The organism is Marinomonas phaeophyticola (assembly GCF_026966905.1).
GTDB lineage: Bacteria > Pseudomonadota > Gammaproteobacteria > Pseudomonadales > Marinomonadaceae > Marinomonas > Marinomonas phaeophyticola.
In genome coordinates this window covers 256,003-267,217 of the sequence record NZ_JAPUBN010000018.1, presented here as the reverse complement: position 1 = coordinate 267,217, position 11,215 = coordinate 256,003, and the positions used below count along the sequence as shown (strand labels likewise).

9 protein-coding genes and 1 pseudogene are annotated in these 11,215 nt (G+C 40.1%); 6 read left to right on the top strand and 4 right to left on the bottom strand.

Annotated features, from left to right (window positions below):
• Window positions 1-51: 51 nt before the first annotated feature.
• A complete protein-coding gene (locus tag O1D97_RS14090; protein WP_269126546.1) occupies window positions 52-993 on the bottom strand; it encodes a DMT family transporter in 942 nt (313 codons plus the stop codon).
• A gap of 106 nt (window positions 994-1,099) precedes the next feature.
• On the opposite strand from O1D97_RS14090, the gene O1D97_RS14085 reads away from it, so the two are divergent.
• The 6 genes and pseudogenes from O1D97_RS14085 (at window position 1,100) to O1D97_RS14060 (ending at window position 7,869) form a co-directional block, all read left to right on the top strand.
• On the top strand, window positions 1,100-2,032 hold the full coding sequence (locus tag O1D97_RS14085) for a LysR family transcriptional regulator (protein ID WP_269126544.1): 933 nt from the start codon (window positions 1,100-1,102) through the stop codon (window positions 2,030-2,032).
• Between the two features lie 150 nt (window positions 2,033-2,182).
• Window positions 2,183-3,247, top strand: coding sequence for a Gfo/Idh/MocA family oxidoreductase (locus tag O1D97_RS14080; RefSeq protein WP_269126542.1), 1,065 nt, complete (start codon window positions 2,183-2,185; stop codon window positions 3,245-3,247).
• Window positions 3,248-3,529: 282 nt separating this feature from the next.
• Window positions 3,530-4,642, top strand: a complete 1,113-nt coding sequence (locus tag O1D97_RS14075; protein ID WP_269126540.1) for a TRAP transporter substrate-binding protein — start codon at window positions 3,530-3,532, stop codon at window positions 4,640-4,642.
• Window positions 4,643-4,947: 305 nt separating this feature from the next.
• A pseudogene (locus O1D97_RS14070) lies at window positions 4,948-6,058 on the top strand (TRAP transporter substrate-binding protein).
• 402 nt (window positions 6,059-6,460) lie between these two features.
• Complete coding sequence (locus O1D97_RS14065) at window positions 6,461-7,327, top strand: DUF6463 family protein (protein ID WP_269126538.1); 867 nt, start codon at window positions 6,461-6,463, stop codon at window positions 7,325-7,327.
• The gene (locus O1D97_RS14060; protein ID WP_269126536.1) at window positions 7,327-7,869 is read left to right on the top strand and encodes a TetR/AcrR family transcriptional regulator; all 543 of its coding nucleotides are present in this window, start codon (window positions 7,327-7,329) and stop codon (window positions 7,867-7,869) included. The genes O1D97_RS14065 and O1D97_RS14060 overlap by 1 nt, the downstream gene beginning before the upstream one ends.
• Here O1D97_RS14060 and O1D97_RS14055 read toward each other — a convergent pair.
• From O1D97_RS14055 to O1D97_RS14045, 3 genes are all read right to left on the bottom strand, one after another.
• On the bottom strand, window positions 7,853-8,740 hold the full coding sequence (locus tag O1D97_RS14055; protein WP_269126534.1) for a sterol desaturase family protein: 888 nt from the start codon (window positions 8,738-8,740) through the stop codon (window positions 7,853-7,855). The genes O1D97_RS14060 and O1D97_RS14055 overlap by 17 nt on opposite strands.
• 167 nt (window positions 8,741-8,907) lie before the next feature.
• On the bottom strand, window positions 8,908-10,233 hold the full coding sequence (locus O1D97_RS14050; RefSeq protein ID WP_269126532.1) for a DUF4856 domain-containing protein: 1,326 nt from the start codon (window positions 10,231-10,233) through the stop codon (window positions 8,908-8,910).
• A gap of 284 nt (window positions 10,234-10,517) precedes the next feature.
• Complete coding sequence (locus tag O1D97_RS14045; RefSeq protein WP_269126530.1) at window positions 10,518-11,207, bottom strand: 1-pyrroline-5-carboxylate dehydrogenase; 690 nt, start codon at window positions 11,205-11,207, stop codon at window positions 10,518-10,520.
• Window positions 11,208-11,215 lie beyond the last annotated feature (8 nt).

Below are 11,215 nucleotides of genomic sequence, written 5' to 3'. Positions count from 1 at the left end.
CATTATTTAATACGTTTCTATAGGATAATCTAGGTTGACGGCTCTTAAGAATTAAAGGGCACTGCCTTTTCTCTGCATAGAAACACTGATTAATTGTATCGCTATGGCACTAACAATTACGATAAACATTCCTAGTAAGCTTAAGTAGTCGGCATGTGATGAGCTGATGCTGTCACTCCACCATGAATTCGCGACACAGATTTCGGTTAGAATAAAAGCGGCGATAGGAGTAAGGGCAACGGAAGCGCTAACTTGAACGGTTTGCCAGTAGCGCATGGCTTGTGCGAAAGAGCCATAAGCAATTAAGGTATTTATACAGCAAAATAACGCAATCATTGAGTCTTGGGTGGACATGTCCAATAGGCTGCTTGGGCTTGTGAATGGCAGCATAATAAAAGTGGCGTAAAGGTATATAGCGAATAAAATATTAGATGGATCTAAGCGACTAAATAAGGACTTTTGTAATAGCGCATACATAGACCAAGCGGCGGCAGATAACTGCACAATGGCAAAACCAAGCCAAATACTTGCCTGATTTGTTTGTTCAAAAACAGGGTGGAAGAAGATTAAAATACCTAGGGCAATCAAGGCAAAGCATACACATTGCTGCCAATTTATTTTGTCTTTTAAAAAGAATAGTCCACCCAGAGTTAGAAAAATAGGTGCGGTTTGGAAGCTTAATTGTGCGGAGCCAGGAAGTAAAAAACGGAGACTCCAGACGAAGCAAGTATAATTTACGATCAAGAAGCTACCCGCCGCTAAAAGATAAACCCAGTTGCGTCGTGTTAATCCCTTAAACTGCTGCAGTTTGCCTCTCTTCCATTGCCAAGCACCCAATATTAAAGCAGCGACAGCAAATCGCAGCCAAGTTAACGTAATAGGGTCAGAAAAGCCGGTGGAAAGTTTTAACGCAATAGGTAGCATTCCCCAAAAAAGTACGGCAACACTACTGAAAAAAAGACCATACATAAAGAGCGTTCGAGAGGCTGTCATAATGAACCTTATCAAAAAGTAAATAATTTAGATCATGACGTTCCGCTCAAAATTAATCCAATGCATAATGTTTCTAACAATTATGCATAAAGTGGGTTTTTATAGGATGATATCTAATGCGTTACAACAGCTTGATCTTAAATCGTTAACTGGGCTCTTATATCTTCTTGAAGAGCGTCATGTTGGTCGAGCCGCAGAGCGTTTATCTTTGAGTCAGTCCGCAATGAGTCGGTTATTGAATCGCCTGCGAGATGCCTTTGATGATCCATTGTTTATTCGTACCGCTACAGGGATGGAGCCTAGCTATAAGGCGTTGGAGTTAGAGTTACCTATAAAATCTATGCTAGAGCAAATTACCGCTTTATCACAAGTCTCGGAGTTTCAATCACAAACAAGCCAGCGAACATTTAGATTGCAAACAACACATTACCAAGCTCAAGCCTATGTTCCAGCGATTGCTGAGCGTTTTTATCGCGAAGCGCCTTTTGCATCTTTAGAAACCACAACCATTACAGAGACGAGTTTAATGAGTCAGCCAGACCATAAGGTTGATGCCGTGTTATGTAGCGAATACATACAAGTACCTAATAGTTTCCACAAAGCCTTACTTGGTAGAGAAAAGTTCCGCTGTATCATGTCAAAAAATCATCCACTAGCGAATAAAAGACATATAACCTTGGATGACTATCTAGCCTGTTCTCATGTGTTAGTAAATATGGGCGGCTCCGGCCGTATTATGAGTGATATGTTACTTGGTGATAGAGCGCAAGAGCGCCGTTTTGCCTTTCGTACGCCATATTTTTTGGCTGCTCTGGAGACGGTTGGGCAGACGTCATTATTATTAAGTACCAGTGGTTTGTTAGGAGAGCGCTTTCAACAGCAATTTGGCTTGGAGATGAAGGAGTTGCCCTTGGACTTTCCGGATACGCATTATTACTTATGTTGGCTACGAGCGATGGAAAACGACCCTGCGAATGAGTGGTTTCGGAGTATTGCAATGGATGTGGTGCGGGACCTAATTCCTCATCCGGAAGCCTAACATGCAAACAAGTTTGATTACCTTCACTACTTTGGATGTGTTACAAATTAAGAGCATTATTGTGCGGGCGATTGTCTCTCTTACAGAGAAGTGCGGTTTTAGCCTGTAAACTGTTGTTCTACATAAAACTATATTAAAGAGGAGCGTTGTATGTCGACTATTCGTGTTGGACTAATTGGTTTTGGGTTATCGGGTCGTATATTCCATGGTCCTTTTATTTTGGCGAATGCGGATATGACGCTGGAATGTGTTTCTAGCCGTCGACCTGATGAAGTGAAAGCGTTTGTTCCTAATGCGCGTGTGGTGAGCTCTCCTGAAGTATTGATAGCAGATGAAGAAATTGATTTAGTTGTGATCACTTCACCTAATAAAGTGCATTTTTCACTGGCCAAGGCGTCTCTACTCGCAGGTAAACATGTTTTGCTGGAGAAACCATCTGTTACGAATTTATCTGATATAGAGGCGTTGTGTTCACTTGCGAAATCGAAAGGTTTGGTTTTGAGTGTTTATCAGAATCGACGTTATGACAGTGATTTTTTACGTCTACGAGAATTAGTTGAGGGATCCGTTCTTGGGGATGTTAAATACATAGAGTCTCGTTTTGATCGTTTTCGTCCCAATGTGCAGGATAGATGGCGTGAGCTTCCAGGTGAAGGTACTGGGATTTTTTGGGATTTAGGACCTCACTTGCTTGATCAAATGCTGTGTTTACTTGGTGAACCACTATGGCTTCAAGGGAATATGAAAACCCTTAGAGAAGGTAGCGTAACAACGGATTTCTTTAGTGTTGATATGGGTTATAAAGATAAAGTTGTTACGATTGGCTCTTCGCCGTTTGAAGCCGGTGAGGTGCTTAGGTTCAAAGTTAATGCCAGTGCAGGCAGTTGGCATTGTTCTGGTTTAGATCCTCAGGAAGAGGCCCTAAGGGCAGGGCAAATGCCAAGAGATGAGTGTTTTCCTAGTAAAGGTCAACCGCAAGAGGCTTTTTCCTACCAATCTGATGAAAATGGTGTAATCACTAAAATAGAAGATACAATGGCGTTAGGCTTATATTGTGATTTTTATAAAACATTGAGCGATTCTATTCTTGGTAAGGGTGATGCACCAGTGAGTTTAGAGGATGCCTGTAAAGTGATTTATGGCTTATGCTTAGCTGAGCAATCATCCACAGAAGGTAAACGTCTAAATTGGGATTATATTCCCCCTATTGGATAATTTGTCATTTGGGGGCAAGTCAGAAATAATGAAAATGTTTATCATTTCTAAAAAGTAGTTGAGCTCATTCAACTAAGTTCTTATTATCTTGCGCTCTTTTGGTGTTTTTCATCATTTAGAGCGCTGCACTGTCCGATCCTACAATAAAAATACAACATTGGGAGGCTTCGAGCCTTATTCCAATTTCAGATCAATTCCCTATGTTTTGAGATGTACTTCATCGCTTTTCATATTGCCGACAGGCAGTAAATTATCAAATAATTAACCTCCTGAGGGAAAAGAATGCGAAACTTAATGGTATTGAGCAAATTAGCCTTAGCGGCTTTGCTGACGGTGTCTTTGATTGCTTGTGGTGGGTCTGAGTCCGATAAAAAAGTGGCTACAGCCGCGGCAAATGCGGAAGTGATTAATTGGAAAATGGTTACAACTTGGCCTAAAAACTATCCAGGATTAGGTACAGGCGCTCAAACTTTAGCAAAAAATATTTCAAAAATGTCCGGTGGTCGACTTAATGTAAAAGTTTATGCGGCAGGAGAGTTGGTGCCTGCATTGGAGGCTTTTGATGCGGTTTCTCGTGGTACGGCAGAAATGGGGCATGGCGCGTCTTACTATTGGAAAGGGAAAGTTCCTGCAGCACAATTTTTTACAACGGTGCCTTTTGGTCTGACGTCACAGGAGTTTAACTCTTGGATTTATTATGGCGGTGGCTTGCAATTATGGGAAGAAATTTACGTTCCTTTTAATGTGATTCCGATGCCTGCGGGTAATCCTGGTGTGCAAATGGGAGGGTGGTTTAATAAAGAGATTAATTCTTTAGAAGACTTTCAAGGTCTGAAAATGCGTATGCCAGGTATCGGTGGTGAAGTCCTGAAAAAAGTTGGCGCGGTACCTGTTAATTTGCCTGGTAGTGAAATTTTTACAGCCCTACAAACTGGCACGATTGACGCAACAGAATGGGTCGGTCCTTATAACGATCTTGCGTTTGGCTTGTATAAAGCGGCGAAATATTATTATTACCCTGGTTGGCAAGAGCCGGGCTCGGCCATTGAAGCCTTGTTTAATAAAGCGGCATTTGAGGCGTTATCTGAAGATTTACAAGCTATCGTACGTGCGGCGGTTCAACAGGCGAATCAAGATATGTTGAATGAATTTACTGCGAGTAATAACTCCGCTCTGAAAACCTTGGTTAATGAGCACAATGTGATTTTGAAAGAATTTCCAAAAGATCTTTTGGCAGCCTTGAAAAAAGCATCAGATGAAACGTTAGCTGAAATGGCTGCAGAGGATCCAGATAGTCAAAGAGTCTATGATTCCTTTAAAACATTTTTGGATTCGGTCAGTGAATGGCATGATATTTCCGAGAGGTCATACATTAATGCTCGAGCAGGGGAGTAGTGTTTAGTTACTGAAAATGCGATTAAAGCCTCTTAGTTTGAAAGCCCTGTTATGGTATTAGCAGGGCTTTTTCTTTTTTAGAATGAGGCGATAAGGTAAATACTCAAAAAAATCCAAAAAAGGTCTTGAGAGAAGCGGCGGCAATTCATACTATCTAAGCTACTTATTTGTAAGAAATAGGATTATCGAGTTAATTTATCTTCTTGGCTTAGATACTTTCTTTGTGCAATTTAGGTTGCATCAAGGCTTTTCTTGCTCGCTGAGTACTATAAAAATAATTGAAACTGCTTCCTGAGGGATAACGAATGAACAAAATAAAAACGTGGAGTAAGCTGGCATTAGTCAGTTTAACCGCAGCGACATTAGTTGCTTGTGGAGGCTCTGAAAAAGAAGTAGCAAAAGTAGAAGTAGAAAAAAGTTGAGACCATCAATTGGAAAATGGTTACGACCTGGCCGAAAAACTTCCCTGGTTTGGGAACGGGCGCAGAAAACTTAGCGAAAAACATTACTGAAATGTCTGGTGGACGTTTAAATGTAAAAGTCTATGCCGCGGGCGAATTGGTTCCGCCATTAGAAGTATTTGATGCTGTTTCTCGTGGTACCGCTGAAATGGGACACAGTGCCGCTTACTACTGGAAAGGTAAGGCGCCTGCTGCGCAGTTCTTTACTGCCGTTCCATTTGGTTTAACAGCGCAAGAGATTAACTCGTGGATATACCATGGCGGCGGCTTGAAGCTATGGGAAGAAGTATATGAACCATTTAACCTTATCCCGCTTACAGCAGGTAATACTGGTGTGCAAATGGGCGGTTGGTTTAACAAAGAGATCAATTCGGTTGACGACTTTAAAGGCTTAAAAATGCGTATGCCTGGTCTAGGCGGCGAAGTGCTTAAGAAAACCGGTGGTATTCCTGTTAACTTGCCTGGCGGTGAAATCTTCACAGCATTACAAACAGGTACAATTGATGCAACTGAGTGGGTTGGTCCATACAATGACTTAGCATTTGGTTTGTATAAAGCCGCTAAATACTACTACTATCCAGGTTGGCATGAGCCAGGTTCTTCAATGGAAGCAATGGTAAATAAGACGGCGTTTGACGCGTTACCAAAGGACTTACAGTTGATTGTTCGCTCTGCTGCTCGTCAAGCAACTCAAGACATGTTGGACGAATTTACGGCGTTGAACAACGATGCTTTGAAAACCTTGGTTGAAGAACATAATGTACAGCTTAGACCTTTCCCTAAAGATGTCTTAGAAGCATTAAAAGCGGCGTCTGAAGAGACACTGGAAGAAGTTGCCGCTGGAGATGAAATGAGTGCGAAAGTATATGCATCATTTAAAGAGTTCCGTGAAAAAGTAGGTGCTTGGCACGCTGTATCGGAACGTGCATACATCAATGCGCGTGATGGTGAATAATTTAGACACTTTGTTTGTCTGAATGATATCTATAAAAAACCCAAATTCTAATTTTAGAATTTGGGTTTTTTTATGAACAGCTAACCAAGCTTCTAAAGCGCTTTTCAATGTTGGTAATCTTTCTCTTAAAAAATGTCAAGAGGCTTCGGCTATGGACACACTTTGGCGCCACTTTCTTAATATTGAATCTTCTTTTTTGAATTTAAACATCTGAGGAATTAGGTTTTCTAGAGTGATCTACCCGTTTGCTTGTTCATCTTATTTTCTCATTTTGGTATAAAATAAACATACAATACGGTATGGTATGGTATGGTATGGTATGTTTTTGATTTGAGATTTATTTTTATTGCAAAATAAATTCGATTTTTACGCTATTTATTGAGAACAATGGAGAGGGGTATTATGAAGAATTGGGTGGGGAAATGGCTTATGTTTGTCTCTTTTGGACATACTATCGTTGGTCTTATGCTATTTGATCAGGTTTATAAAGCCATGTATTTAGAAGGTGTTCTTAACTCAGTAATTGATGAGAGAACCGCGGCGGCCTCTTGGTTCTTATTATTTGGCTTTCTTTTGTTTATGTTTGCTTTATTAGTCGATGTTATTGAACGGGAGAAAGCAATGTATCTACCTAAAAAAGTAGGTGTATTGCTATTTACATTAACGTCTATCGGTGTTGTTTTGATGCCTTTATCTGGGTTTTGGCTTGTTTACCCCGCTGCTTTTTTTATTATCTTTAATAAGCGCTCTTCTAATGTGAGGGCTATGTGGAAAGTAAAATCTATAAAGGTACCTACGGATGATTATTTAGCGCGTCATCGTGCTCAGGGAGCTTTTCGAGACGCTTTGATTGCGCCTTTAACAAAAGGGAAAATGACTCCATACGAGATATACCTTCAAATCTTTTCTTATTTGCCAAGTTGGGTTAATGGATTAATGTCAATGAGGAATGTCTTGGTAAAAAAACTGGGCTTTGATGTTGCTACAGAGATATACGATCAAAAAAAATCGACAGACATCCAGATCGGAGATAAAGTAGGCTTTATGAACATTATTTTACTGACTGACCATGAAATAGTGGGTATGTCAGAAGATAAACATATGCAGCTTTATATGAGTACTAATGTCCAGGATGGGTACGTCACTCTTTCAACTATGGTAAATTTAAAAACACGGATTGGTCGTATTTATATGTTTATTATTACTCCCTTTCATTGGGTGATTGCTAGGACTGTAATGCGTCAAGCTGTTATTCAAAAGAGAATATAATGACCCCAAATAAAAAAGAGAAATGGTTAGAGTTTGCACTAAAACAACTTGTGAAACACGGTGCTGAGTCATTAAAAATTATGCCTCTATGTGAATCTTTAGGTGTCACGAAGGGCTCTTTTTATCATCATTTTAAAAATCGTTCTGATTTCATTAATTCGTTGATGATTCATTGGTACGAAAAAACGACATTAGCGTTTATTAAACAAGCCAATACAGAAGAAAACGCATTAGAGAGATTGAATAAGCTTGACCAGGTTATTGCTACAAATGATATTGAAGCCGAAATGCATTTAAGAGCTTGGGGGCTAAAAGAGCCTTCAATCGTGATTCATCTTGAAAAAATTGATGATCAAAGACAAAGCTATCTACAGTCCTGTTTTGTTGAGTTGGGAATGGATGTTCATATTGCAAAAGATGTTGCTATGATAGCCTATGCTCAGCTTCTAGGATTATTACAGTTACATCCAAAACCCAGTAAGGAGGAAATTTTACGCTTATCAGGTATCATTTCGCGGCAATTCTTTACGGTCCTTTCTTGAGAGATATCACGTTTTTTTTAATAATTCTCCATGCTAGATAAAAAGGCTGAGAATATAATGTGAAAACAGAGTTGTACTGTATTTTTCCAGTGATTCCAAACTGTAACTCTTGATGATCGTGACCAAATTGTAGCGTCCCAAACAGTCGATCCCAAACGGCAAGAGTGACACCAAAGTTACAGTCAAAATGGATTGGATTGAGAGAGTGATGTAGTTGATGTTGGGCCGGTGAAATAAAAAACGCTTCAATGGTTTTGCCATAAGAAATAGGTAGTGTGCTATGGCGAAGGTTTGCGCCTAAAAGGTTAAAAATATAGGTACTTATTAATACACCGAATACGGTAAAGAGTGATATCTGTTGCGGGAAAAATGCAGCGAATACACCAATAACCGCACCTTGAGCCAAGGCGGACCTTAATGTAAACAATAGTCCTTCCACAGGGTGAGTGCGAAATACTGTAAAGGGTGTCATTGTCACAGCACTGTGGTGAACTTGGTGAAAGCTCCAAAGGATGGAGGATCTATGCATAAGCCAATGGACGATAAAACGAGAAAAGTCGTCTACTATAAAAAAGCTGAGAGTGAAGAGTGCTATGACCCAGGAAGTATCTAACTCAATGGGACTGACAATATAAGTCCAATTAAGACTTTGATAATAGATCCATGTCGCAATAGCCGCTTGAGAAAAGAGAGCCGGAGCGAAAATAGACAGGATACATTTATTAACAATCCACAGAACGTAATCTTGACGTGAAGAAGGATGCCACCAAATATGGGGTGATAGCCATTGAAAAGAACGCTTGAGGCCTTTTTTGCCGTATTTACACGCATAAAAAGTACTGGCGAATGCCATTGCTGACAATAGGTACACAAGGGAGACTCGTTTCTTTGTGTTGAGAAGCTCACTGAAGGCGTCGTTTATTGTTTGTGCTAGCCAATCAAGAAAGAGATCCAAAGTATTAATACGGCCATCTTGTTGAGATGACCGCTCCTAACGTATATTGTTGTTCGATCGATAATTAAAGAATGTATTAAAGGCTAGTCGTTTTCAGCACTACTTGATTCAGCATCTAACTGTTCTAGTACGGTAGCAATTCCCGCTGTTTTATCATGTAATCGCGCTTTCAACGAAAACGCATTAGCGAGTAAGTTTTGTACTTTAAGCATATTTAGTTGGTAGGCTTTCATACTAAGAGAAGAAGATTGAATGTATTCTCCTTGTCCATCCACAGCGATGACCTGAGAGTTACCAAATAAAACAGGGCTAAAGCCTATGAGCCTGTCCAATTGAACTTGAGTGGCTCCTAATTCTTGACCAGCGGCTTCTAGAGACAAAACAAAACCTTTCATTTCACTCCAATGCTTAATGTAGTTGCGGAACGACTTTTTGATGTCACCGCCATTTTCACTTAATAGTTCGATATTTTCTAAATCGTTATATACTTCACCTGCATACTTAAATGCGGCTTCTGCAATGACTTGTTGCCATGTGGTCTTTATGATTTTCGCGTAGGCATGCAGTTGCTTGAGTTCCGCAGGGGAGAGTTTTTCGCCGGCGGCCTTATTGATGAGAGAACGACCATCATAAAACGCTTTTACTATGGTATGGAAATAATGGGTTTTGCCTGAGCTATCAATAGATGCAGCATAGTAAGCATGGGCATAGGCCATTTCTGTGACTAAATCCACTTTCCCATCTTGATTTGCGTCTGCTTTAGAAAGGTACTCTGGGTTCAACTTTACAATCTGTACAATTTCTTTAGGTGTTAGGCTAAGTGAATGAGCTGGGGCACCAAAGTAACCAAAGGCTTCATCCCAAACATGTTCCTTACCAGTATAGGGTGTGCCTTTTTTATAGGGCTGATCGTTCGGGTAAGCCGACTCTTCCAGTTTTTCATCTAAGTAATGGTTAACGGCCTTGTTATAGAAAACCGCTCCCATAGTAAATTTTGAAATCAATTGAGTGTAATCATAACCATTAATAGGATCAAAACCTGAATTTGTATGACTGGCTTTCGCTATCATATCAGACAAAATTTCGGCTCCAGATAGGTTTCCTGGCCAGCCACTTACCGCACCTTTATAGGCACTTGATTTTAAATTTTTTCCCTTTGCAAGTGTATCGATTTGCTTTTGAAGAATAGGGAAGCTTGTTTGACTGACTGGGTCTATGATGACGCGACCTTCATGTTTACCTTCATAGTAAGACAGTAGTTCGGCCTTGACTGCTTCGCTATTGGAACCATCTGCCTTTTTTGTGATTTGTTTTAATGAATTATGTAATGCATGGCGAGCGACTTGACCACCATAGGAGACGGAAGAATCTGCTTCACCGTTATACGTTTTAAGGGTGACATCAAACATATAGTCGGTCGCCATAGAGGGTAAAGCAACCGTTAGCCCAATAAATGATGCAAGTAGATTTTTTTCACCGTGTTCTCCTAGAAATATGATTGACAGCCAGATGCTATCTCTTTTGATATTTCAGGATATTATCATAATGTTAATCTTAATGAAATTAGTTATCATTAGCATTTTTTGGTGTCATCAACAAACCAGTGGGAGAGCAATAATGAAAAACCTGCACTGACATCTTATTAAAAAGAGTCAGAGCAGGCCTTGGGTCGTACTAGACAGTGTGGGTTGAATTATTCTTCCATGCTACCTAGCTCTAATAGTGTTGCGTTGCCACCGATAGCTGTTGTGTTTATGCTCACAGTACGTTCTGTAATAAACCGTAAGATATAACCTGGGTTAGCTATCGTTGGTAGGTCTACAGGGTGGGTCTCTTCGACCAATTGGCATATAACACCGTCTTTTTTGGCTAAACGTTGTGATAGTTCAATCGCCTTTTCAACCGATGTTAATGCGGCTACACCAGCAATAAGTTGTGAGTCAATGATGGTCTCTTCTACCTCCGTTGAAACACCTTGTATCACCCCTTTTGGTAGTACTTTTGCCAGTTGCTCGGCAATAGAGTTACCAAATTTACTGCCAGTAATAACGGTATTACCGGCAATCAAAGCGGCGTAAATTTGACCAATGATTGCTGTTTCGTGCTCTTTTATGTCATCCCCTAAGAACGAAGTGCATAAAAATATACCTCTACCTTGAGTTGATAATTCATTTTTCTCACCTGTTGGTCCAGGTAATAAAACATTTTCTCCTACATGTGATAGAGCATTGCTAAGTTGCCATTGTGCCATTTGCTTTGGTTTATCGCTCAAGCTTGCAATAGAAATATTGAGTAAACGAGCTCTTTCTTCTATACCCAATTGTTCCCATTGATCAAGAGACGTTAATGCTGTTTGAATCTGAGCAGGTTGTTTTAGTGTCATCTTAATTC

Bases quoted from the DNA above. Each gene is read 5' to 3' on its own strand.
- O1D97_RS14080 (WP_269126542.1), top strand. From the start codon at position 2,183: ATGTCGACTATTCGTGTTGGACTAATTGGTTTTGGGTTATCGGGTCGT.
- O1D97_RS14045 (WP_269126530.1), bottom strand. From the start codon at position 11,207: ATGACACTAAAACAACCTGCTCAGATTCAAACAGCATTAACGTCTCTT.
- O1D97_RS14050 (WP_269126532.1), bottom strand. From the start codon at position 10,233: ATGTTTGATGTCACCCTTAAAACGTATAACGGTGAAGCAGATTCTTCC.
- O1D97_RS14065 (WP_269126538.1), top strand. From the start codon at position 6,461: ATGAAGAATTGGGTGGGGAAATGGCTTATGTTTGTCTCTTTTGGACAT.
- O1D97_RS14085 (WP_269126544.1), top strand. From the start codon at position 1,100: ATGATATCTAATGCGTTACAACAGCTTGATCTTAAATCGTTAACTGGG.
- O1D97_RS14090 (WP_269126546.1), bottom strand. From the start codon at position 993: ATGACAGCCTCTCGAACGCTCTTTATGTATGGTCTTTTTTTCAGTAGT.
- O1D97_RS14075 (WP_269126540.1), top strand. From the start codon at position 3,530: ATGCGAAACTTAATGGTATTGAGCAAATTAGCCTTAGCGGCTTTGCTG.
- O1D97_RS14060 (WP_269126536.1), top strand. From the start codon at position 7,327: ATGACCCCAAATAAAAAAGAGAAATGGTTAGAGTTTGCACTAAAACAA.